Source organism: Azonexus sp. IMCC34842 (genome assembly GCF_050368855.1).
Lineage (GTDB): Bacteria > Pseudomonadota > Gammaproteobacteria > Burkholderiales > Rhodocyclaceae > Azonexus > Azonexus denitrificans_A.
In genome coordinates, this window is sequence record NZ_CP178449.1 from 3,108,805 (window position 1) to 3,132,217 (window position 23,413).

Annotated in this window: 19 protein-coding genes and 1 pseudogene; 6 read left to right on the top strand and 14 right to left on the bottom strand. The window is 64.4% G+C overall.

Translation table 11 applies throughout. The annotated features are described in order from the left end of the window. The 9 genes and pseudogenes from ACLIKD_RS14690 to ACLIKD_RS14730 all read right to left on the bottom strand — a co-directional run bounded on the left by ACLIKD_RS14690 (window position 1) and on the right by ACLIKD_RS14730 (window position 9,454). The gene (locus ACLIKD_RS14690; RefSeq protein WP_428825652.1) at window positions 1-1,935 is read right to left on the bottom strand and encodes a type IV pili methyl-accepting chemotaxis transducer N-terminal domain-containing protein; all 1,935 of its coding nucleotides are present in this window, start codon (window positions 1,933-1,935) and stop codon (window positions 1-3) included. 146 nt (window positions 1,936-2,081) lie between these two features. Further along, window positions 2,082-2,780 (bottom strand): annotated as a pseudogene (locus ACLIKD_RS14695) (ABC transporter ATP-binding protein); the annotation flags it as partial. Between the two features lie 116 nt (window positions 2,781-2,896). After that, on the bottom strand, window positions 2,897-3,808 hold the full coding sequence (ntrB, locus tag ACLIKD_RS14700; protein WP_428825653.1) for a nitrate ABC transporter permease: 912 nt from the start codon (window positions 3,806-3,808) through the stop codon (window positions 2,897-2,899). Between the two features lie 62 nt (window positions 3,809-3,870). Further along, on the bottom strand, window positions 3,871-5,052 hold the full coding sequence (locus tag ACLIKD_RS14705; protein ID WP_428825654.1) for a CmpA/NrtA family ABC transporter substrate-binding protein: 1,182 nt from the start codon (window positions 5,050-5,052) through the stop codon (window positions 3,871-3,873). 403 nt (window positions 5,053-5,455) lie between these two features. Beyond that, a complete protein-coding gene (locus ACLIKD_RS14710; RefSeq protein ID WP_226416991.1) occupies window positions 5,456-6,031 on the bottom strand; it encodes an ANTAR domain-containing response regulator in 576 nt (191 codons plus the stop codon). Window positions 6,032-6,039: 8 nt separating this feature from the next. Then, the gene (locus ACLIKD_RS14715) at window positions 6,040-6,420 is read right to left on the bottom strand and encodes a sirohydrochlorin chelatase (protein ID WP_428825655.1); all 381 of its coding nucleotides are present in this window, start codon (window positions 6,418-6,420) and stop codon (window positions 6,040-6,042) included. A gap of 104 nt (window positions 6,421-6,524) precedes the next feature. Then, complete coding sequence (locus tag ACLIKD_RS14720) at window positions 6,525-7,385, bottom strand: hypothetical protein (protein WP_428825656.1); 861 nt, start codon at window positions 7,383-7,385, stop codon at window positions 6,525-6,527. After that, a complete protein-coding gene (pbfA, locus tag ACLIKD_RS14725; RefSeq protein ID WP_428825657.1) occupies window positions 7,378-8,727 on the bottom strand; it encodes a (R)-1-hydroxy-2-aminoethylphosphonate ammonia-lyase in 1,350 nt (449 codons plus the stop codon). Before pbfA ends, ACLIKD_RS14720 begins: the two co-directional genes overlap by 8 nt. A gap of 37 nt (window positions 8,728-8,764) precedes the next feature. Further along, window positions 8,765-9,454, bottom strand: coding sequence for an FCD domain-containing protein (locus ACLIKD_RS14730; protein WP_428825658.1), 690 nt, complete (start codon window positions 9,452-9,454; stop codon window positions 8,765-8,767). A 221-nt stretch (window positions 9,455-9,675) separates the two neighbouring features. On the opposite strand from ACLIKD_RS14730, the gene ACLIKD_RS14735 reads away from it, so the two are divergent. The 6 genes from ACLIKD_RS14735 (at window position 9,676) to phnX (ending at window position 16,753) form a co-directional block, all read left to right on the top strand. Continuing rightward, window positions 9,676-10,710: a putative 2-aminoethylphosphonate ABC transporter substrate-binding protein gene (locus ACLIKD_RS14735; RefSeq protein WP_428825659.1), complete on the top strand. Its 1,035-nt coding sequence runs from the start codon at window positions 9,676-9,678 to the stop codon at window positions 10,708-10,710. 61 nt (window positions 10,711-10,771) lie between these two features. Continuing rightward, complete coding sequence (locus tag ACLIKD_RS14740; protein ID WP_428825660.1) at window positions 10,772-11,839, top strand: putative 2-aminoethylphosphonate ABC transporter ATP-binding protein; 1,068 nt, start codon at window positions 10,772-10,774, stop codon at window positions 11,837-11,839. Continuing rightward, complete coding sequence (locus ACLIKD_RS14745; RefSeq protein WP_428825661.1) at window positions 11,836-13,524, top strand: putative 2-aminoethylphosphonate ABC transporter permease subunit; 1,689 nt, start codon at window positions 11,836-11,838, stop codon at window positions 13,522-13,524. Before ACLIKD_RS14740 ends, ACLIKD_RS14745 begins: the two co-directional genes overlap by 4 nt. A gap of 14 nt (window positions 13,525-13,538) precedes the next feature. Further along, complete coding sequence (locus tag ACLIKD_RS14750; protein ID WP_428825662.1) at window positions 13,539-14,657, top strand: 2-aminoethylphosphonate--pyruvate transaminase; 1,119 nt, start codon at window positions 13,539-13,541, stop codon at window positions 14,655-14,657. A gap of 20 nt (window positions 14,658-14,677) precedes the next feature. After that, a complete protein-coding gene (locus ACLIKD_RS14755; protein WP_428825663.1) occupies window positions 14,678-15,901 on the top strand; it encodes an NAD(P)/FAD-dependent oxidoreductase in 1,224 nt (407 codons plus the stop codon). 39 nt (window positions 15,902-15,940) lie between these two features. Further along, window positions 15,941-16,753 carry a phosphonoacetaldehyde hydrolase gene (gene phnX, locus ACLIKD_RS14760; RefSeq protein WP_428825664.1) on the top strand — a complete coding sequence of 271 codons (813 nt, stop codon included), beginning with the start codon at window positions 15,941-15,943 and terminating at the stop codon, window positions 16,751-16,753. 3 nt (window positions 16,754-16,756) lie between these two features. Here the strand turns inward: phnX and ACLIKD_RS14765 are convergent, their stop codons facing one another. The 5 genes from ACLIKD_RS14765 to ybiB form a co-directional block, all read right to left on the bottom strand. Then, window positions 16,757-18,487, bottom strand: a complete 1,731-nt coding sequence (locus ACLIKD_RS14765) for a protein kinase domain-containing protein (RefSeq protein WP_428825665.1) — start codon at window positions 18,485-18,487, stop codon at window positions 16,757-16,759. Between the two features lie 60 nt (window positions 18,488-18,547). Then, entirely contained in the window at window positions 18,548-19,360 is an 813-nt protein-coding gene (locus ACLIKD_RS14770) for a formate/nitrite transporter family protein (RefSeq protein WP_226417003.1), read from the bottom strand. Between the two features lie 47 nt (window positions 19,361-19,407). Beyond that, window positions 19,408-19,719 carry a nitrite reductase small subunit NirD gene (gene nirD / locus ACLIKD_RS14775; RefSeq protein ID WP_226417004.1) on the bottom strand — a complete coding sequence of 104 codons (312 nt, stop codon included), beginning with the start codon at window positions 19,717-19,719 and terminating at the stop codon, window positions 19,408-19,410. A gap of 23 nt (window positions 19,720-19,742) precedes the next feature. Further along, complete coding sequence (nirB, locus tag ACLIKD_RS14780) at window positions 19,743-22,187, bottom strand: nitrite reductase large subunit NirB (protein WP_428825666.1); 2,445 nt, start codon at window positions 22,185-22,187, stop codon at window positions 19,743-19,745. A gap of 228 nt (window positions 22,188-22,415) precedes the next feature. Further along, window positions 22,416-23,405 (bottom strand): DNA-binding protein YbiB, encoded by a 990-nt coding sequence (gene ybiB, locus ACLIKD_RS14785; protein ID WP_226471531.1) that lies wholly within the window; start codon window positions 23,403-23,405, stop codon window positions 22,416-22,418. Window positions 23,406-23,413: the final 8 nt, after the last annotated feature.

Here is a 23,413-nt window from a genome sequence, read left to right on the forward strand (position 1 = left end):
TCAGACAGCCTCTTTGATTTTTTTGGGCAGGTTCAGCGTAACGCACGTACCCTCGCCAATGGTCGATGTTATCCGACATTCGCCGCCGACCCGATCGGCCCGCTCGCTCATGATCTGCAGGCCGACGTGACGATCGGACAGGACATTCGGATCATGCTCCGTGTCGAAGCCGCTGCCGTCGTCCCGCACCTCGATTTCGAGAGCCCAGGGCGTCCGCCGCAGCGTCACCTGGACATGGGTCGCCCCGGCATGCTTGCGGATATTGGACAGCGACTCCTGGATGATGTGCATGATCTGGACCTCATCCGTCGACATCAGCGGCAGGCCGCTGCCGATCTGCTGAAAATCGGTCGAGATGCCGGTCTGCCCTTCAAATTTGGCCAGGGCCGCGCCGATTGCCGTCTCGAGATCGGTTTGGTGCACGCGCGTCCGGAAATGGACCAGCAGTTCGCGCACGTCGTCGTAACTTTCCTGCACTCCTTCGCGCAACTGCCCGGCGGTCTGCATCGCCTCATCGGCCTTGCCCTTGCGCAGCGAATCCTGCAGCAGCTGAACCTGGATATTGAGGAAGGCCAGGCCCTGGGCAATCGAATCGTGCAACTCCTGGGCCAGCAGATTGCGCTCTTCGGAAATGGCCAGCTCCATTTCCCGCGATTTCAGACGCTGATTCTCGATGGCGACGCCGAGATGCTGACCGAGCGTTTCGAGCAAATGCCTTTCCTGCGCCGAAACCGGGTGGGTCTGCAGGAAGTAGAGGTTGTACACCCCGAGGCGCTGCTTGCCATGGATGATATTGAAAGCCGTCGCCGTGGCGAATCCTTCGCGGATGCAACTGCCCAGCTTCATGCCCCTGGGCGGGTTCACCGTATCGAACACCGCCGGCATGCCGCTCTGGATCACTTCGCCGCACAGGCACTCGCCGCAGTTCAGCTCGCGTTCGCGCTCGAGAAAGGCCTCGGACAGCCCCTCATGGGTCACTAGGTAGAGTTTCTGCGACTCTGGCATGTACAGTCGCACAGCGCCCGCATCCGCCCCGAGCGCCGACTTGATACGGTCGAGAAAGCCCTGGCAGAGCGCTTCGAGAAGCAGCGGTTCGCTGAGCAGCGAGGTCACTTCGTAGAGGATGCCGAGTTCGTGGTTGCGCTGCGCCAGGTTGCGGGTTTCCGCCGCCACCCGCTGCTCCAGCGTGCTGTAGACCGACTGCAGGTGGCCGGCCATCTGATTGAAGCCACGCGCCAGACCGCCGAGTTCATCGTCGCTGGTCACCGGCAGGCGCACCGTCAGGTCGTCGCCAGTCATTTGGCGCATGCCGTCATGCAGGACACCGACCGGGCGGATGACCAGGGCGAACAGGAAACGGATCAGCACGAAAGTGCCGATCATCGCCAGCACCACCAGCAAGCCCTGGACGGTCCGCAACAGGTTGGTCTCCTGGGTGTAGCTGCGCTCCATCGCCAGCACCAGTTCGTTGATCCGGCTGACGAACGGTTCCAGCTCGCTTTCCAGGCGATCGAGCGCGGCAGCCCGCCGGTCCGGATTGCCGGCCAGGTATTGTTCGACCAGCGGGCGCAGGGTGCGCGTCCATTCCTGCTCGACCTCAAGCAGTCGTTGCTGAACTTCCGCATTGCGCGGCGACGACAAGGGGCGCGCCGCGTCCCCCCCTTGCAGATCGCTCAGCACCTTGTTGAACCGCTCGACCTCGGCGCCCAGGGCGGTGGTCAGCGCCGGGCTTGGCTCTTTCACGCCGCGCACCATCAGATGGGTCATCCGATAGGTGCGCATGCGCTGGCTGCCGGCATCGTTGATCGCCGCCGCAACACCTTCCAGTTGCCAGGAAATGACCAGGGTCAGGCCGCATGCCACGGTGGCGATGAGCAGGAAGACGATCAGCGTGCCGACAATCTTGTGCGACAGTTTGGCCGGTTTGGCGAACATCGAAATCCAACTTGAAGGAAAGGACAAACCTTAGCCCCGCAGCAGAAAAAAAGGCAATGACCTGGATCAAGAGAAAAAATGCCCGCCGCTTTGCAGCGGCGGGCAAATGTCGCTTTGAGAGCGGCGACGATAGAGACTACATCCGTTCAGGCGGCGACTTTCTCGACGTGCGCCTGTTTCTCGTAGAGGAACTCGAGCACCCTGGCGCGACAATCGATGTAGGCCGGATCGTGGGCCAGCACCAGGCGCTGGCGCGGCCGGCCCAGCTTGACCTCGAGAATTTCGCCGATGGTCGCGGCCGGCCCGTTGGTCATCATCACGATACGGTCGGCGAGCAGCACCGCCTCGTCGACATCGTGGGTGACCATGACGGTGGTCGCCTTGGTCATCTCGCAGATTTTCATCAGCTCGTCCTGCAGGCGGGCGCGGGTCAGCGCATCGAGCGCGCCGAACGGCTCGTCGAGCAACAGCACCTTGGGTTCCATCGACAGCGCCCGGGCAATGCCGACGCGCTGCTTCATGCCGCCGGAGACTTCATGCGGATACTTGCTGCTGGCGTGATCGAGACCGACCAGGTTGATCGCCGCAGCGGTCCGCGCCTTCAGCTTGGCCTTGCCTTCCTTGGCCCCGAAAACGCGCTCAACGGCCAGGTAGACGTTCTCGAAGCAGGTCAGCCAAGGCAGCAGGCTGTGGTTCTGGAAGACCACGGCGCGCTCCGGGCCCGGCCCGGCGATCTCCCGCCCGTCGCAGAGCAGCACGCCGCTGGTTGGTTTGGTGAGGCCGGCGATCAGGTTGAGCAGGGTCGATTTGCCACAACCGGAGTGGCCGATCAGCGCGATGAACTCTCCCTTGTCGATGCCGAGGTCGATATTGCGCAGCGCGACAAACTTGCCCTTCTTGGTATCGAAGGTTTGACCGACGGATTCGATCTGTACGAATTTTTCCATGACGTTCTCCCGGATCAATCAGATTCTTTGGTCAGCTTCCTGGCGAGCAGGATCAGGCTTTGCTCGAGGATCAGGCCGACAATGCCGATGACGAAGATGGCGATGATGATGTGCTCGACCTTCAGGTTGTTCCACTCGTCCCACACCCAGAAGCCGATGCCGACGCCGCCGGTGAGCATTTCGGCGGCGACGATGACCAGCCAGGCGGTGCCGATCGACAGCCGGATGCCGGTCAGCATGTAGGGCAGCACGGCCGGGAAGAGGATCTTGGTGACGATCTTCCATTCCGACAGCGCCAGCACCCGGGCGACGTTCAGGTAGTCCTGCGGCACGCGCTGGACGCCCTGGGCGGTATTCATGATCATCGGCCAGATCGAGCAGATGAAGATCGTATAGGTCGCCGCCGGGTCGGCCCGCTTGAAGACGAGCAGGCCGATTGGCAGCCAGGCGAGCGGCGAGACCGGGCGCAACAGGCTGATGATCGGATTGATCATCGCCGCCAGGAAAGCCGAGCGGCCGAGGATGAAGCCGAGCGGGATGCCGACCAGCGCGGCGAAGCCGAAGCCGATGCCGACGCGTTGCAACGAGGACAGCACGTTCCAGCCGATGCCCTGGTCGTTCGGTCCGTTCTGGTAGAACGGGTCGGCGAACAGCACGACGGCCGCGTCCCAGGTTTTGCCTGGGCCGGGAATGCTGCCGCCCTTGAGGGTGGCGACATACCAGACCCCGAGCAGGATCAGCAGGCCGAGCAGAGGCGGCAGCACGGCACCGCCAAGGGCGCGCAGCCGGTCGGCGAACGGCGTGCCGGCATCGGCGATGGGCTGCGTTGCAGTTTTTTCCATTGTCTTTTCCTTGGCCGGTTCGGCGGCAACGGCCACGACCAGCTTTTCCGGGCAAAAATCACCGTCTATCGTCAGTGCGCTCATGGTTTCTCTCCTGAGCCGCTGCCTCCCGGTCCAGCCGGAAGACAGCGGCATTAGTTACGCGCTTAAGCCTTGACCTTGAAACCGTCGGCGTACTTGGCCGGGTCCTTGCCGTCCCAGACCACGCCGTCGATCAGCTTGTGGCTGCGCATCTCGCTCTTCGGCAGGCTGACGCCGGCGGCGGCGGCGCCCTGCTTGTAGATGTCGATGCGATTGACCTGTTTGGCGATCGCCAGGTAATCCGGATGGCTCTTCAACAAGCCCCAGCGCTTGTGCTGGGTGAGGAACCACATGCCGTCGCTCAGGTAGGGGAAATTCACCGCCCCGTCGTTGAAGAACTTCATGTGGTTCTTGTCGTCCCAGCTCTTGCCGAGACCGTTCTGGTAGCGGCCGAGCATGCGGGCGACGATGACTTCGGTGTCGGTATTGACGTAGGCCTTTTGGGCGATGACTTCGGCCGTCTTCTGCTTGTTGGGCAGCGAGGCATCGATCCACTTGCTCGCATCGAGGATCGCGGCGACCACGGCGCGGGCGGTGTTCGGGTTCTTCTGCACCCATTCGGCGGTGGTGCCGAGCACCTTTTCCGGATGGTCGGTCCAGATGTCCTGGGTCGTCGTCGCGGTGAAGCCGATGTTGTCCATGATCGCGCGGTTGTTCCACGGCTCGCCGACGCAGAAGCCGTCCATGTTGCCGACCCGCATGTTGGCGACCATTTGCGGCGGCGGCACGGTGATCGTCTTGACGTCCTTGAGCGGGTTGATGCCCTGCGCCGCCAGCCAGTAGTACAGCCACATGGCGTGGGTGCCGGTCGGGAAGGTCTGGGCGAAGGTGTATTCCTTCTCTTTCCTGGCGACCAGCTTGGCCAGGCTGGGGCCGTCGATCGCCCCCTTGTCCTTCATCTGGTTGGAGAGCGTGATGGCCTGGCCGTTGTTGTTCAACGTCATCAGGTTGGCCATGTCCTTCTTCGGCCCGCCGATGCCCAGTTGCACGCCGTAGATCAGGCCGTACAGCACGTGGGCGCAGTCCAGCTCGCCATTGACCAGCTTGTCGCGGACCGAGGCCCAGGAGGCTTCCTTGGTCGGGATGATCTTGATGCCGTACTTTTCATCGAACTTGTTGACCGCCGCCATGACCACGGAGGCGCAATCGGTCAGCGGGATGAAGCCGATACGGACTTCCTTCTTTTCGGGGGCGTCCGAACCAGCGGCCCAGGCACCGCTGCGAACGCCGGGGGGTACCATGGCCATCAGAGAGGCTCCCAAAGCGGCTGAAACAAAATCACGACGAGTGAAGGATGGCGCGGCTTCCGCCGGGCCTGCGAGTGCCGGTTTGCTGTCTTCCATAATTTGCTCCTTGATTGCGAGAATCCAAAAACAAAATGGGCGTCACATCCTGGCTGCCGGTTGGCAGCTCGGATGGACGCCCTTGTCCCTTGAGTCGGCAAGCGCTCGACTCTCGCCCGGCCGCCTTTGACCGTGCGTTTTGGAATAGCTATCGCAATGGTCGTGCCAGGGCTAGTTCAAACGAACTAAGCCTGGCGAAGCCTATGGTTTTACTGGGATTTTCTTTACCGGCCACAGCGCTGACGGCGCGCCGGCGATGCACTGTTGCAGTGCAGCAGACGTAGCGACCGCACAATAACAGGGAGGTTTAGAGCAGCACCCGGGCCATGTCGATGACATCGCGCGCCACTTTGGCCATCGTCTGGCCGCGTTCCATCGCCAGCTTGCGCATGGCGTGATAGGCCGCATCTTCGTCCAGCCCGCGCGCCTTCATCAGCACGCCCTTGGCCTGATCGACCAGTTTCCGGTCGCTCAGCTTCTTCGAAGTCTCTTCCAGCTCGCGGCGCAGGGCCTGCGTATCCTCGAAACGGGCGCGCGCCACCTCGACGATGGGCTTGATGCGCTTCGGGTCGAGGCCATCGACAATGTACGCCGAGACGCCGGCCTTGACCGCATCGCGGATGGCTTCCTGGCCGTCTTCCTGGGTAAAGATGACGACCGGCCGCGGCATGTTCTTGTGCATGGTCGCCAGATGTTCCAGCGTATCGCGGCTCGGGCTGTCGGTATCGATCAGGATCACATCCGGCTGAAGTTTTTCGACCTCGGCCGTCAGGTTCTCCGAGCCGGCCAGAATGGCCGCCACCTGATAACCGGCGAGCGCCAGCCCGGCGCAGATTTCTCCGGCCCGCGAACGGGATTCGTCAATGACAAGAACGGTCAGCATGGAGGAACTCAGGCAAGCTCCATACCAGCCGAGACGAGGGCCGCATCGGCCATCGCCTGAACGACGATCTCGTTCTCGCCGATCGCCCCGCCGAGCACGAATTCGACGGCCGGGTAGGTCAAGCGCAGGGTCGCCAGCATCGCCGGCACTTCGTTCTTCAAATGTCCGCCGCGGGCGATGAACATCGGCATGACGACCACTTTATCCGCCCCGCCGGCGACCAGCGCGGCGGCGCAGTCGGGCAGCGTCGGCGCCATGAATTCGAGAAAGGCCAGTTCGACCGGGATCCCGGCAACCCGCTGGCGAACTGCAGCCTGCACGCGGCGCATCGGGCTGGCCCATTCCGGGTCACGGGCACCGTGGGCAAAAAGGATCAGGGCTGTAGCCATGGCTGAGGTCTCGTTGGTTGGAAAAACTCGCAGCCAGGTCGGCCCGAGCGAGCCGCGATGTTAAAGCAAAGAATCGGTGAGCGGCGAAGCGATATAACGTGGACTCACAAGCGCAGCAAAAAGATCCCGACCACGACGATCAGTGCCGCGGCGAGCGCCGGCCCAAGTTTGCCTTCCTTGAACCACAGGCAGCCCAGCAACACCGCGAAGACCACCGACGTCTCGCGCAGCGCGGCGACCATGGCGATCGGCGCCTGGGTCATCGCCCACAGCACAGTGGCGTAGGCGGCCATCGAACAGACGGCGCCGACCACGCCGAGCCGCCAGTTGCCGCGAAAATAGACGAGCATGGCGCGCCCCTGGCGGCGGTAACTGAGGCCCAGGATGAACAGCGGTTCGAGGACGAACAGGCTGAAGGCGTAGCTGAGCGGCGCGCCGGACAGCCGGGCGCCGTAGCCATCGACCACGGTGTAGGCGGCGATCGCCCCGGCATTCATCAAGGCGGCCCGCGTCGCCGGCTGGCCGAGCAGGGCGCGCAGCGAATTGCCCGAGGCAAAGCCGATGCCGATCACCCCGCAACAGATCAGCACGATGCCCAACCAGTCGTCGGCCCTGAGCGGCTCGCCGAGCAGCGGCCCGGAGGCCAGGGCGACGATCAGCGGCGGCACACCGCGCATGATGGTGTAGCTGAGCACCAGGCCACCGCCTTCGTAGGCCCGGATCATCCAGATGATGTAGATCGTGTGCAGCGCCACCGAGGCCAGCAGGAAGGGCCAGGCGGCGGCCTTGGGCAGGCCGAAGAAGAGCACGCCGCCAACGCTGAGCAGCGAACTGGCGGCCGACAGCAACAAGGTGAAATGCGCCTTGTTGCCGGCCCCCCGGATCAGCGCATTCCAGCTCGCATGCAGCAGGGCGGCGCCGAGCACGGCGCCGGCCACGCCGGTGCTGAGGCCGACCTCAAGCACCGCACTCGACCTGCAGCGCGCTTTCCAGGATGGCGAAGGCCTGCTCCAGATCGGCTTCGTCGATATTCAGCGGCGGCGCCAGCACCAGCACATTGCCCTGCCCGACCTTGAACGACAGGCCGGCCGACAGGCAGCGGTAGAGCACCGCCTCGGCCAGATCGCCGGCCCGGCGCCCAGCATGGTCGCGCAGTTCGACGGCGAGCAGCAGGCCGGCGCCGCGCACCTCGGCCACCGCGCCACAGCCGGCGGCGATGGTCTGCAGGTGACTGAGCGACTCGGTGCCGAGCCGGCGACTACGCTCGATCAGGTTTTCCTCGGCCAGCACGTCGAGGGTAGCCAAGGCCGCGGCGCAGGCTACCGGGTTCTTTTCATGGGTGTAGTGACCGAGCGAAATATGCTGGCCGACATCGAACTCGGCCCGGGCGATCAAGGCGGCCAGCGGGAAGACGCCGCCGCCCAGGCCTTTGCCGATAACCAGCATGTCCGGCACGATGCCGTAGCGTTCGATGGCGAACAGGTGGCCGGTCCGGCCCAGCGCGATCGGAATTTCATCGAGGATAAGCAGCGCCCCGTGCCGGTCGCAGGCCGCCCGCAGCCGTTGATAGTACTCGGGCGGCGGGATCTGGACATCGGTGCAACGGATGGTTTCGACGATGACCGCGGCGACGTCGCCCTCCTTCTCCAGGCAATAGTCGATGTAATCGACGCAGCGCAGGGCGCACTGGCCGCCGCAACCGAAGATGCAGCGACCTGGATCGCAGGGCGGCACATGCTCGCTGCCCGGCAGCAGCGGGCCGATGCCGCGGCGGAAGACCGCCTCGCCGCCGATCGAAATGGCATCCAGCGAGGCGCCGTGGAAGCTGTCCCACATCGACAGCGTCTTGAAGCGGCCGGTCACCAGCCGCGCCAGTTTCAGGGCCATGCCGATCGCCGCCGTGCCGCCGGGCGCCAGCAGCAGCTTGTTGTCGCCGCCCGGCGCCGCCGTGCATAGGCGACGCGCCAGGTCGACCGCCGGCTGGTTGGTATAGCGGCGCGGGCTGAACGGCAGGGTATCGAGCGTTTGCTTGATCGCCGCGACCACCCGCGGATGACCGTGGCCGATCTGGTGCAGGCTGTTACCGTGAAAATCGAGAATGCGCCGGCCTTCGACATCGGTCAGCCAGGAACCGCCCGCCCCCGCCAGGCCGTTCAGGCACGGCGTGGACATCGACTGATGGAGGAACCAGCGGGCATCTTCATCGAGCAACCGGCGGCTGGCCGGACCGATGTTTTCCGACTGCCAAGCCTGCCGGCGGTCGCCCAGATTGATGTCGCCCTCGGCGCTATCGATGTGCTTCTGCATGCTTGCTACTCCGCGCAGAGGTTGAAAAAGAAGCGGCCTAGCCGATCGGTCGTTGCTGCTGCATCCGCGCTTTGCCGCCCTGGGCATGGCGGTAGAGCGCTTCGCCGCTGGCCGTGGCATCGCCGGCCGCCAGACAATCGACGATCGCGCTGTGCTCGTCGGCGAACAGCGGAATCGCCTGCGGCACCAGCAGGTTGCGCCGGCGGAACAGGGCCAGTTGCTTGACCAGGCGCTGATAGATTTCGCTCAGGCTGCGATTGCCGGCAAAGCCGATCAGTCGGTCGTGAAAAGCCAGGTTGAGCCGATGGAAGCGGTCCACGTCGTTGCGCCCGGCGACTTCCTGCATTTCGTCGGCCAGGGCGCGCAAGGCGGCGACCTGCTCGGGCGTGATGCGCGGCGCCAGCAGGCGGCCGGCCGTCGCGTCGAGGCCGGCGCGGACGTCGTAGATTTCCGCCGCCTCGTCGAGATCGATCTCGCGGACGAAGGCGCCGCGGTTCTTCTCCTGGCGGATCAGGCCGCTCTCCTCGAGCATCCGCAAGGCCTCGCGCAGCGGGCCGCGCGACACGCCGAAACGCTCGGCGATGGCCGCCTCGTTGAGCTTCGTGCCGGGCGGCATTTCCCCGGTCAGGATCAGGTTTTCGACGGCATCGGCCATGAGCCGCGTCAGCGAAGTTCGCTGCACCAGCGCCAGGGCGGAATCGGTCGAGTCGGCTAGGGTTTCGGGCATGGCCATGAGTTCCACAAATCCTTGATTCTATCGTTCGGACTATTGTTGATTGTCAACAAACTGCAATAAACAAAAAATACCATGAGCGCAGTTTAGCCACGCGGTATGTCACGGAGATTACAGCGCGGTCCCGTCATCAATCTGTCGTTTTCCCCGTCCAGACTCCGGAGAGGTCCGCCAGCCGGTCCTTCCCGATTCTTTCACCAGCAGGAGATTGCACGATGCACATCAAACTTATCGCCAAGTATCTGACTCTCGCAGGCCTTGCCCTGGCCGCGACCCTTCCCGCCCACGCCGAAAAGACCGTGCTCAATGTGTATACCGCACTTGAAACGGATCAGCTCAAGGCTTACCAGGAAGGCTTCAACAAGGTTTATCCCGATATCGAACTGAAGTGGACGCGCGACTCGACCGGTATCGTCACCGCCAAGCTGCTGGCCGAAAAAGCCAAGCCGGTGGCCGACGTGATCATGGGCGTCGCCGCTTCCAGCATGGTCGTCTTCGAGCGCCAGGGGATGCTCCAGCCGTACGCCCCGGCCAATCTGAAGAACATCACGCCGCGCTACCGCGCCGCCGCCAATCCGCCGAGCTGGGTCGGCATGAATGTCTGGGGTGCCGCGATCTGCTACAACGTCGTTGAAATGCAGAAACAGGGCCTGCCCAAGATCGAATCCTGGAAGGATCTCCTGAAGCCGGAATTCAAGGGCAAGATCGTCATGCCCAACCCCGCCTCGTCCGGCACCGGCTACCTCGACGTCACCGCCTGGCTGACCGTCTTCGGCGAAAAGGGCGGCTGGGAGTACATGGACAAACTGCACGACAACATCGCGGTGTACACCCATTCCGGCTCCAAGCCCTGCAAGATGGCCGGCGCCGGCGAATTCCCGGTCGGCATCTCGTTCGAGTACCGGGCCAACGCGACCCGCAACCAGGGCGCGCCGATCGACATCGTCTATCCGAAGGAAGGTCTCGGCTGGGATATCGAGGCCATCGCCATCGTCAAGGGCACGCCGCAGCTAGCCGCCGCCAAGAAGCTCTCCGACTGGGCGTCGACCAAGGAAGCCGCCGAGCTGTACGCCAAGAACTTCGCCGTCGTCGCCCTGCCCGGCGTCGCCACCCGTCTGAAGCACGTGCCGACCGACTACGAGCAGCGCCTGGTCAAGAACGACTTCAACCTGATGGGCAAGAACCGCGAGGCCGTGCTGACCGAGTGGCAGAAGCGCTACGCCGGCAAGTCCGAACCGAAAGCCAAGTAAGCGCGCACTACCGGCCGGTGGCGCCTTGCCGCCGGCCATTCTGAGGTTCGGAACAAACATCATGGCTCAGCTAACCATTCGACAACTGGTCAAGCGCTTCGGCAATTTCCTTGCCCTCGACGCGATCGACCTGACCATCGAGCGCGGCGAATTCGTCGTCCTGCTCGGCCCTTCGGGCTGCGGCAAGACGACGCTGCTGCGGGCGATTGCCGGCCTCGAAACGCAGGATGCCGGAAGCATCGTGCAGGGCGCCGTCGACATTTCCCGACTGCCGCCGGCACAGCGCGACTACGGCATCGTCTTTCAGTCCTACGCCCTCTTCCCCAATCTTTCGGTGGCCGAAAACGTCGCCTACGGACTGCGCAACCGCAAGGCCGACCGCCAGTTGATCAAGCAACGGGTCGGCGAGATGCTGACCCTGGTCGGCCTGCCCGGCAGCGAGGAAAAATACCCGGCCCAGCTCTCCGGCGGCCAGCAACAACGGGTCGCCCTGGCCCGCGCCCTGGCCACCTCGCCGGAACTGCTGCTGCTCGACGAACCGCTGTCGGCGCTCGACGCCATCGAGCGGCTGCGCCTGCGCTCCGAAATCCGCAGCCTGCAAACCCGCCTCGGCGTCACCACGCTGATGGTCACGCACGACCAGGAAGAAGCGCTGGCCATGGCCGACCGCATCGTCGTGATGAACCACGGCCGCATTCAGCAGATCGGCGATCCGCAAACCGTTTATTGCCAGCCGGCCAACGATTTCGTCGCCGACTTCATCGGCCGCACCAATGTCTTGCGCGGCACGACGCGCGAAAACCGCCACATCGAACTCGGCAACCTCCGCCTGCGCCATCGCGACGACATGGCCCCCGGCATCGATGCGCGCTTCTACGTCCGCCCCGAGGAAATCAAGCTGTTCGATACGCTGGATCGCAGCGAGAACAGTTTCTACGCCCATGTCCTCAAGGCCGAATACCTCGGCTCCTACCTGCTGGTCACGCTGGCCGCCGACCACTGCCCGGGCATGGCGCTGGTCGCCCAGTTCGCCACCAATTATCTGAACGGCTGGCCGATCGTGCCCGGCGCCACGCTGCGCATCGGCATCCCGCCCACAGCGATCCGTCTGGTCGCCGACGAACAATGAGAGGCCCGACCGTCAGCCTCAAGAAAACGCTCGACGAACGCCTGTCGGCCCTGCTGCTGTTACTGGCGGCGTTGGCCTTGTCGCTCTTCCTGCTCGCCCCGCTCGGCGCCATCCTGCTCGGCAGCGTGCAGGCCGAGGGTGGCGGCTACACGCTGCAGCGCTTTGGCGAATTCTTCACCGCCCCCGGCACCGCGACGGCGATCTGGAACAGCCTGTGGATCAGCGCCCTGGTCACCGCGTTGACCTTGCCGCTGGCCTTTTTCTACGCCTACGCCATCCAGCGCAGTTGCACGCCGCTGCGCGGTTTCTTCCGGCTGGTCGGCATGTCGCCGCTGCTCGGCCCGTCGCTGGTCGGCGCCATTTCCTTCATCCAGTGGTTCGGCACGCAGGGCGTGCTCAAGTCGTGGCTGGCCGGATACAGCGTCTATGGCCCGATCGGCATCGTGCTGTCGGCGGTCTACGCCACCTTCCCGCACGCCCTGATGATCCTGCTGGTGGCGCTCGGCACCGCCGACGGCCGGCTCTACGAAGCAGCCGACGCGCTGAGTACCTCGCGCTGGCGCAAGTTCACCAGCATCACGCTGCCCGGCGCCAAGTACGGCCTGGTCAGCGCCGCCATGGTGGTCTTTTCCTACACGATCAGCGACTTCGGCATTCCCAAGGTGATCGGCGGCAACTTCCAGATCCTCGCCGTCGAAATCTACATCCAGGTCGTCGGCCAGCAGAACTTCAACCGCGGCGCGGTGATCGCCCTGCTCCTGCTGCTGCCGGTACTGCTCGCCTTCCTGATCGACTGGCGGGTCCAGCGCAAGCAGCAGGCCAGCCTGACGGCGCGCGCCGTGCCTTACGTGGCGCGCCGCGAAGGCCGGCGCGATGGCGCGCTGTTCGTCTATTGCGCCCTGCTCGCCATCGCCCTGCTCGGCGTCGTCGGGATGACCGCCTACACCTCACTGGTCCGCTTCTGGCCGTACAACCTCGAGATGTCGTTCGATCATTACGTGTTCGGACTGGCCGATGCCGGCGTCCTCGACGCCTATCTGAACAGCCTGCGAATCGCAGGACTGACCGCGCTGTGCGGCACGCCGTTCATCTTCGTCACCGCCTACCTGCTGGAGAAAAGCCGCGGCGGCTGGCCCTGGCTGCGTTCCGCCGTGCAGGTCATGGCCACGCTGCCGATGGGCGTGCCGGGCATGGTGCTCGGCATCGGCTTCATCCTCTTCTTCAATCACCCGCAGAACCCGCTGAACGGGCTCTATCACACGCTGACCATCATCGTCGTGGCCAACGTGGTGCATTACTACACCTCCTGCCATCTGACCTCGCTCACCGCACTGAAGAACATCGACCGCGAATTCGAGGCAGTGTCCGCATCGCTGAAGGTTTCGCAATTCGTCACCTTCTGGCGCGTCACGCTGCCGCTGTGCCTACCCGCCGTGCTGGAAATCGCCCGCTATCTGTTCATCAATGCGATGACCACCGTCTCGGCCGTCGTCTTCCTCTACTCGCCGCACACGCTGCCGGCCTCGGTATCCATCCTCAACCTTGACGAGGCGGGCGAAATCGGCCCGGCCACGGCGATGGCGACGCTGGTCGTGCTGACCTCGGCCGTCGTCAGCCTGGCCTATAGCCTGCTGACCAACCTCGTCTTCAAACGCCACCAGGCCTGGCGCAACGTCAGGCGCTAACCCCCGGAGAAACCATGTACGCCATCGACCGCGACCCACTTCTGCTGACCCCCGGCCCGCTCACCACCTCGCTGCGCACCAAGCAGGCGATGCTGCACGACTGGGGTTCATGGGACAGCGCCTTCAACCAGATCACCCGCACCGTGTGCGAACAGTTGCTGGCCATCGCCCACGGCGAAGAAAGCCACGTCTGCGTGCCGCTGCAGGGCTCCGGCACCTTCTCGGTGGAAGCCGCGCTGGGCACGCTGGTGCCCAGGGACGGCAAGGTGCTGGTGCCGAACAATGGCGCCTATTGCGCCCGCATCCTGAAAATCCTCGGCTATCTCGGGCGCACCGCCGTCAATATGCCGATCGCCGAAGACCAGCCAGCTTCGGCGCAGGCCATCGAAGCCGCGCTGATCGCCGACCCAAGCATCACCCACGTCGCCCAGGTCCATTGCGAAACCGGCACCGGCATCCTCAACCCGCTGCCCGAGATCGCCGCCGCCGTGGCCCGCCAGGGCCGCCGGCTGATCGTCGACGCGATGAGCACCTTTGGCGCCACCGAGATCGACGCCCGCCACATGCCCTTCGATGCCGTCATCGCCGCTTCCGGCAAATGCCTCGAAGGGGTGCCCGGCATGGGCTTCGTCATCGCCCGGCGGAGCGCGCTGGAACAGAGCGCCGGCAATTGCCACTCGCTGGCCATGGACCTGCACGACCAGTGGGCCTACATGCAAAAAACCACGCAATGGCGCTTCACGCCGCCGACCCACGTCGTCGTCGCGCTGCATGCCGGCCTTGAGCAATACGCCGAAGAAGGCGGCCTGGCAGCGCGGGTCGCCCGCTACGCCGGCAACTGCCGGACGTTGATCGAAGGCATGGCCGGGCTCGGCCTACGGCCCTTCCTGGCGCCGGCCGTCCAGGCGCCGATCATCGTCACCTTCCATGCCCCGGCCGACGCCAATTACCGGTTCACGGACTTTTACGAGGCCGTCCGGGCCCGCGGCTTCATCCTCTATCCGGGCAAGCTGACCGAGGTCGACACCTTCCGCATCGGCTGCATCGGCGCGCTCGACGAGCAGGACATGCACAAGGTGGTCGCTGCGGTGGGCGCCACGCTCCAGGCCATGGGCGTTGCGGTCAATGGCTGAGCAGCGGCGCGGAGCCCAACATGAATCGTGACATCCTGATCGTCGGCGGCGGCATTTTCGGCGCCAGCATCGCCTATGCACTGGCCCGGCGCGGCCTCGGCGAGCGCGTGCTGCTGCTCGAACGCCAGCAGCTGGCCGGCGCCGCCACCAGTCGCGCCGCCGCCCTCGTCACGCTGGTTCGCGACAAGTCGCATTTCATCCCGCTGGTCCAGGAAACCCGCCGGGCGATCGAGGCGATGCGTGCCGACTTCTCGGAAGATGTCGGCCTGCGCCAAGTCGGCGCCCTGTACGCCAGCAGCACCGCCGGTGCCGCCGAACTCGACCGGCTGGCCGCCAGCTGCGGCGAATTCGGCATCGTCAGCGAAAAGCTGACGCCGGACGAGGCAATCCGCCACTCGCCTTGGCTCAACCCGGCGGCCTTCGACACGGCCGTGCTGTTCCCGCAGGAGGCCTATGTCGAACCCTATTTGCTGAGTACCGCCTACAGCCGTTCGGCGGCCCACCTCGGCGTCCGTATCCGGCTCGCCGCCGATGTCCGGCGGATCTGCTGCGCCAACGACCGGGTCAGCGGGGTCGAACTGCGTTCCGGCGAAGTCCTGCCGGCCGCCATCGTCATCAATGCCGCCGGCGCCTGGGCCGGTCTGCTCAGCGCCGAACTCGGCGTGCCCCTGCCGATGGCGCCGGTCCGCAGCCAGTACTGGATCACCGAGCCGGACGCCATTTTCCCGCGCCAGGGGCCGATCGTGCTGCTGCCGGAAATTCGTGCCTACGCCCGGCCGGAAATCGGTGCCCTGCTCTTCGGCATCCGCGAAAGCCGCCCGGCGGTGGCCGATCCCCGGCTGCTGCCGGCCGATCTGAGCGGCTTCGTTTTCGACCCGAGCGATCCGGACGGCTGGGAAAACCTGGCCGACGGCGCCGAGCAACTGCGCCGCTACTTCCCGGCCATCGATCGCCTGGGCATCGCCCATTACATCACCGGCCCGTCGAACTACACGCCCGACGGCAATCTGGTCGTCGGCGCCGTCGACCGCATCGCCGGCCTGTTTATCGCGGCCGGCTGCAACGGCGCCGGCATTGCCGTGTCGGGCGGCGTCGGCCGGCTGATCGCCGAACAGATCACCGGCCAGGCCTGCTTCGTCGACGCCGCCCCGCACCGGGTCGAACGGCATGGCCTTTTCGATCCCTTCGCCCCCGAATTTCTCAATCTTTGCGCCGCCGCCCGCTCGCGCAAGACCTCGGGCTAAGCAAGCCCACGGCATTCAACCCATTTCAGGAGACAACCCATGACCACCACCCTCGAAGCCGTCATTTTCGACTGGGCCGGCACCACCGTCGATTTCGGTTCTTTCGCCCCGACCCAGATTTTCGTCGACGCCTTTCGCGAAGCCTATGGCTTTGAACTTTCACTGGCCGAAGCACGCGGCCCGATGGGCCTCGGCAAGTGGCAGCATATCGAAGCCCTCGGCCGCGACCCGGCAATCGACGCCCGCTGGCGCGCCCAGTTAGGCAAACCGATGGGCGTCGACGACATCGATACCCTGTACAAGACTTTCCTGCCGCTGCAGGTCGAACGCGTCGGGCAACACGCCGAGCTGATTCCCGGCACGCTGGAAACGGTCGCCGAATTGCGCCGGCGCGGCCTGAAAATCGGCTCGACCACCGGCTATCCGCGCCTCGTCATGGAAACCCTGATGCGCCACGCCGCGCAGAACGGCTACCGCCCGGACTGCACGGTCTGCGCCGACGATCTGGCGGCCGGCGCCCGCCCCGGCCCGTGGATGGCGCTGCACTGCGTGCTCGACCTGAAAATCGGCAGCGTCGCCCACTGCATCAAGGTCGACGACACCCTGCCCGGCATCGACGAAGGCCGCAACGCCGGCATGTGGACGGTGGCGCTGGCCCTGTCCGGCAGCCCGAGCGGCTTGACCCAGGCCGAATTCGCCGCCGCCGCGCCGGCCACGCTGGACGAGATCCGCGCCCGCGTCACGCCGCCCTTCCTGGCGGCCGGCGCCCACTATGTGATCGACAGCATCGCCGACCTGCTGCCGGTGGTCGACACCATTGCCGGGCGCCTCGCGGCCGGCGAGCGGCCTTGAAGCTCAGCCCAGGCGGACCGCGCCGAGCACGATGACGGCGAGCAGCAAGACGAAGGAAACGCTCTTCCAGAAAATCACCGGATTGCGCTCGATCAGCGGCGGCCGGGTCTTGTTCAGGAAAGCCTGGTTCGGGTGATGAAGGTCGTAGATGAACTCGGATAATTCCTCGTAACGGGCCAGCGGATCGGGCTCGACGGCCTTGCGGATGGCGTCGTCGAGCCAGGCCGGGATCTCGCGTTCGTCGTTGAGGACCGATTGATAGACGAGCTTGCGTTGCGCCGCCCGGGTCCGCGCCTTGGCGACCTCGACGCCGTACGGCAGCCGGCCGGAAAGCATCTGGTAGGCGATCACGCCGAGCGAGAAGATGTCCGAGCGCGAGGAGCCGGCTTCGCCGAGGAAGTATTCCGGCGCGGCATAGGCGGCGGAACCGAGCAGGTTGATCTGTTCGATCGGCGTGGCGATTTCCATCACGCCGGCCACCCGCGTCGCCCCGAAATCGATGATTTTCACCGTGCCGGTGCTGTCGATCATGATGTTGTCCGGCTTCAGGTCCTGATGGACCATTTCCAGGCGATGAAAGGCCTGCAGCCCCCTGGCAATCTGTTCGAGCAGGCCGCGCACGCTGGCCAGATCGGGCTTCGGGTTGTCGATCATCCACTGGGCCAGGGTCTGGCCTTCGATGAATTCGCTGACGACGTAGATGTAGTTGCGCTTGCGCGTCTGCCAACACGGCTTCAGCACATGCGCGCTGTCGATCCGCCGGGCGATCCACTCTTCCATCAGGAAGCGTTCGAGATAGGCCGGATCGCCCTGCAGGTCGACGGAGGGAATCTTGATGATCACCCGTTCGCCGGTTTCGCCATCGACCGCCAGATAGATATGGCTGCGACTGCTGCCGCGGACTTCGCGGACGATCTGGTAGCCGTCGAAATTCATCCGCGCCTCGAGCAGCGGCGCGAAAGGCAGCTCGGAGACCTGGCGATAGATCTCATTGGCTTCCGGGCTGGGCAATTCGTCGATTCTGACCAGCTGGACGGTCAGGTTGTCGGGGCTGCCACGGCGGTAGGCTTCGCCGACGATGGCTTCGGCCGCCGGCGCCAGATCGCCGGGGCAGTCATTGATCGCGGCCCGGATAAAATCGCCGTCAACATGCTCGTAAACGCCATCGCTGGCCAACAGGAAGAGATCGCCCGGGGCGATCTGCAGCGAGCGGTAATCGATGTCGAGCTTGCGGTCGATGCCGAGGGCGCGGGCCAGGTGGCTTTGCGTCGATGACACCCAGACCCGGTGGTCCTCGGTCAGTTGCTCGAGCAACTCGCCGCGCAGCCGGTAGATCCGCGTATCGCCGACATGGAAGAGGTGCGCCGTGGTGGACTTGATGACCAGGGCGCTCAGGGTGCATACATAGCCCCGGTCCTTGTCGTAGCGGTGCTGGCTTTGCTGGGTCTGCGAATGCAGCCAGGAGTTGGTGGCGACCAGGACGCGCTCGGCGGCGGTCCGCACCGACCAGGCTTCCGAGGTGCAGTAGTAGTCTTCGAGAAAGCTGGTGACCGCCGACTGGCTGGCGATCTGGCTGACTTCGCTGCTGCTGATCCCGTCGGCCAGCGCCACGGCGATGCCCTTGGCGCTGAGTTGCGGCTCGCGGGGCACGGCGATGCCGTGGAAATCCTGATTGCTCGCCTTGCGGCCCTTGTCGGAATATTGCCCGACGGAAATTTTCAGTTGATTGCTCATCTTTGACCCGAAAAAGCCCCAGCCCGGTGGCGGGCTAGGGCTTGGCCATTGTCCGCCGGATTAGGCGAAAGTGCGCTTCGGCGCCGTCCGGATGTGCGTGGCGTAGAGGGTCAGGCCGGTGAAAGCCAGGCCGCCGACCAGGTTGCCGAGAACCACCGGGATCTCGTTCCAGATCAGGTAGTCGAGGATGGAGAAATTGCCGCCCATCATCAGGCCCGACGGGAAGAGGAACATGTTGACCACGGAATGTTCGAAAGTCATCGCGAAGAAAACCATGATCGGCATCCACATGGCGATCACCTTGCCGCTGACGGTGGTCGAAATCATCGCCCCGACGACGCCGGTGGACACCATCCAGTTGCACAGCATGGCCCGGATGAAAATGGTGAACCAGCCCATCAGGCCGTATTTGGCGTAGCCGAGCGTCCGCGCTTCGCCGATATGACCGATCTTGGTGCCGATTTCATTGGGCGGCGTCGAGAAGCCGTAGGTGAAGATGAAGGCCATCAGGAACGCCACCGTCAGCGCGCCGAGGAAGTTGCCGGTGAACACGATGCCCCAGTTTTTCAGGATGGCCTTGATCGTGACGCCGGGCCGCTTGTCCAGCCAGGCCAGCGGCGTCAGGACGAAGACGCCGGTGAGCAGGTCGAAGCCGAGCAGGTAGAGCATGCAGAAGCCGACCGGGAAGAGGATCGCGCCGATCAGCGGCGAACCGGTCTGGACCGAGGCGGTGACCGCGAACACGGCGGCCAGCGCGAGGATGGCACCGGCCATGTAGGCGCGGATCAAGGCGTCGCGGGTGGCCATGTAGATCTTCGATTCACCGGCATCGACCATCTTCGTGACAAATTCGGACGGCATTAGGTAAGCCATGATATTTCCTTTTTAAATCAGTTGTTTTTGTTCAATGTGAGCGGCCATCAGAGGGCCAGCAGGACTTGGCCGTCTTCGACTTTGACGGCGAACTTGCCGCACGAACCGACATCCGGCGCCACGGCCTGACCGTCGTCGAGGCCGATGTTCCAGCCATGCAGCGGGCAGGTGACGCGCCGGCCGTGGACGATGCCCTGCGACAGCGGCCCGCCCTTGTGCGGGCACTTGTCGTGCATGGCGAACACCTGGTCGTCGGCGGTGCGGAAGATGGCGATATCGCCGCCGGTAGCCGGCCGGACGATGCGCGAGCCGAGCTGCGGAATGTCTTCAAGCGGGCAAATCAGTTTCCAGTTACTCATTTTTCTCTCCTCGTATTGGGTTTTCAGGCGACGACCGTGATTGGGATGAATTGCTTGATCGCTTCCGGTTCGCGCGACGTCGCCCACGGATCCTTGGCATCCTTCAGCGAGTCGAGCAGCGCGGCATACAAGGCCTTGCGGCCTTCTTCATCCTCGACGATCTTGCCCTTGACGTAGTCCATGCCGACGCGCTCCAGGTAATGGCAGGTGCGCTCGAGATACCAGCCCTCCAGGCGATAGAGCTGGAGGAAGGCGCCGGAATATTCCATGACGTCTTCGTCCGAACCGACCTTGCACAGGAACTGGGCGACCTCGGTCTTGATGCCGCCGTTGCCGGCGATGTAGATCTCGTAGCCGGAATCGACGCCGATGATGCCGACGTCCTTGATGCCGGCTTCAGCGCAGTTGCGTGGGCAGCCGGAGACGGCCAGCTTGACCTTGTGCGGCGCATACATGTCGAACAGCATCTTTTCCAGCTTGATGCCCATCGACATCGCCAGCTGCGTGCCGAAACGGCAATGCTCCATGCCGACGCAGGTCTTCACGGTGCGGATCGACTTACCGTAGGCGTGGCCGGAGACCATGCCGGCGGCGTTGAGGTCGGCCCACATGGCTGGCAGGTCTTCCTTCTTCACCCCGAGCAGGTCGATGCGCTGACCACCGGTGACTTTCACCGTCGGCACGTTGTACTTCTCGGCGGCATCGGCGATGGCGCGCAATTCCTTGGGATTGGTCAGGCCGCCCCACATCCGTGGTACCACCGAATAGGTGCCGTCCTTCTGGATATTGGCGTGCGCCCGTTCGTTGATGAAGCGCGACTGCGGATCGTCCTTGGCTGCGTGCGGCCAGGTCGAGATCAGGTAGTAGTTCACCGCCGGCCGGCACTTGTCGCAACCGTTCGGCGTCTTCCACTCGAGTGCTGTGAAGACCGCTTCCTTGCTGGTCAGATGCTGGTCGCGGATGGCCTCGCGGACCATCTTGTGCGACTGCTCGGTGCAGCCACAGACCGGCTTCTTGTCGGAGGCGGCCGGGGTGTAGGCGCCGCCGATGGTCGAGGCGAGGATCTGCTCGACCAGGCCGGCGCAGGAACCGCAGGAGGAAGCCGCCTTGGTGTGCTTCTTCACCTCGTCCAGCGTGAACAAGCCCTTTTCCTTGATCGCCTTGACGATGCTCCCTTTGGTCACGCCGTTGCAGCCGCAGACCTCGGCGCTATCGGCCATCGAAGCCGCCTTGCTGTTGCCGGCGTGACCGACGTCGCCGACCAGCGACTGGCCGAAAATCAGCTGGTCGCGGATGTCGTGGATGTCGCGGCCATCCTTCAGCAGCTGGAAGTACCACGGGCCGTCGGCCGTATCGCCGTACATCACGCCGCCGACCAGCTTGTTGTCGCGCACCACCAGCTTCTTGTACACGCCGCCGTAGGGGTCGTTGAGGACGATTTCCTCGGTGCCCTCGCCGCCCATGTAGTCGCCGGCCGAGAACAGGTCGATGCCGGTGACTTTCAGTTTGGTCGAGGTCACCGAACCGGTGTAGCGGCCGATGCCGTAATTGGCCAGATGGTTGGCGGCGACCTTGGCCTGCTCGAACAGCGGCGCGACCAGGCCGTAGGCGATGCCGCGGTGGCTGACGCATTCGCCGACGGCATAGACCTTCGGGTCGTAGGTCTGCATCGTGTCATTGACCACGATGCCGCGGTTGCAGTAGATGCCGGAGGCTTCGGCCAGCGCGTAGTTGGGGCGGATGCCGGCGGCCATCACGACGAGGTCGGCCGGGATCTGCATGCCGTCCTTGAAGCGCACCGCGGCCACCCGGCCGCTCTCGCCCTGGACCAGCATTTCGGTCTGCTTCTGCAACAGGAACTTGAGGCCCTTGTCTTCGAGCGACTTCTGCAGCATCCGGCCAGCCACTTCGTCGAGCTGGCGTTCGAGCAGCCATGGTCCGATATGCACGACGGTGACGTCCATGCCGCGCAGCTTCAGGCCGTTCGCCGCTTCCAGGCCGAGCAGGCCGCCGCCGATCACCACCGCGTGCTTGTGCAGGCGGGCGGCTTCGATCATCTCGTCGGTATCCTTGATGTCGCGGTAGCCGATCACGCCGGGCAGGTCGTTGCCGGGAATCGGCAGCATGAACGGCGTCGAGCCGGTGGCAATCAGCAGGCGGTCATAGGGCGCTTCCGTGCCGTCATCGGCGATCACCTTACGGCTGACCCGGTCGATCTGGCTGATCTGCTTGCCGGTGTGCAGCGTGATGCCCTTTTCCTGGTACCAGTCGAGTTCGTTGAGGACGATTTCCTGGATGGTCATTTCGCCGGCCAGTACCGGCGAAAGCAGGATGCGGTTGTAGTTCGGATGGGGTTCGGCGCCGAAGATCGTAATGTCGTAGTGATCCGGCTTGATCTTCAGCAGTTCTTCGACGGTGCGGACACCGGCCATGCCGTTGCCGATCAGGACGAGACGGGGTTTGCTCATGGTTGACTCCAACGTTGCGCGCACCCGAAGGTGCAAAATTTACTTCAGCGCATGACGTCGTTGCCACCAGACCGCCCCCGTTGGCGGTTGATTCGCTGTACCGGGCTACTCCTTGCAATCAGTATGCCAGCGTTACAGCCTATTGATTTATTGCAGTTTTTACGAATTCGCCCTAGTAATACCGCACCAAACGAGGGCATCATCCTCCACCGCGGTGCAGAATCGGCTTCAGTTGCCGCCGGTCGCCAGGCCGGTTGCCTCGACGGCGACAATCGCCTTGGCCTGGTTGAAGTCCTCGGCATAGCCGCTGGCGTAGAGACAACAGGCCAGCTGATTGGCGATCGGCTTGGGCAGCGGGATCTGCTTGTCGAGAACACGCTTTATCCACTTGGCGGTGTTCACCGCATCATTGGCTTCCGGCAGGCTGGGCAGGGTGCGCAGGCTTTCGTGCTCGGCCTCGAACAGGATCTCGACCCCACCTTGCTGGACATACTCCAGACGCGGCCGGCGCTTCGGGTTGGCGAACGGTTCGCCTTCGGTTCCGCGCAGCAACAGTCCCCGCTGACCGCTATTGACCAGGATGTCGCGCATCAGGTCGATGAAATCGGGGTGGGTGGCCGGCGCGACCAGCACCGCGTCGCCGTCGAATGGCTTGAGCAGCTTGACCAGACTGTGTGCGCTGTTGCGGACGCCGATCCGGCTGCGCAAGGCGAGCAGGTTGTGAATGCCCGGGCACAAGGCCGACAGCGGCAGGAAGGCCAGGCCTTTTTCCTCGAGCGCAATCTGCGCCTGATTGGTCGACGCCACCGGCATGATGCCCAGTTCGCGGAAGATGTGACCGGAAGTGATCCGGCCAAAGCCTTCAAGCAGGCCGTGGACCAGCACCGGCACGCCAAAGCGCTGCAACAGCAGAGCCAGCAAGGGCGTCAGGTTGGCTTCCTTGCGGCCGCCGTTGTAGGTCGGCAGGACGATCGGCCGGACCCGGCCATGCGGCATCTCCAGCCGGTTGGTGCGCTCATCGACCGCCGAGAGAAAGCCGAGCATCTCGTCGAGCGATTCGCCCTTGACCCGCAGACCGAGAATGAGCGCGCCCAGTTCGAGATCCGGCACGCCGCCGTCGAGCATCGCCGCGTAAAGCTGGCGCGCATCGTCGAGCGGCAGGTCGCGGGCGCCCTCGGCGCCGCGGCCGATTTCCTTGATGTATTGTCCGAAATTCATAGTCTCCT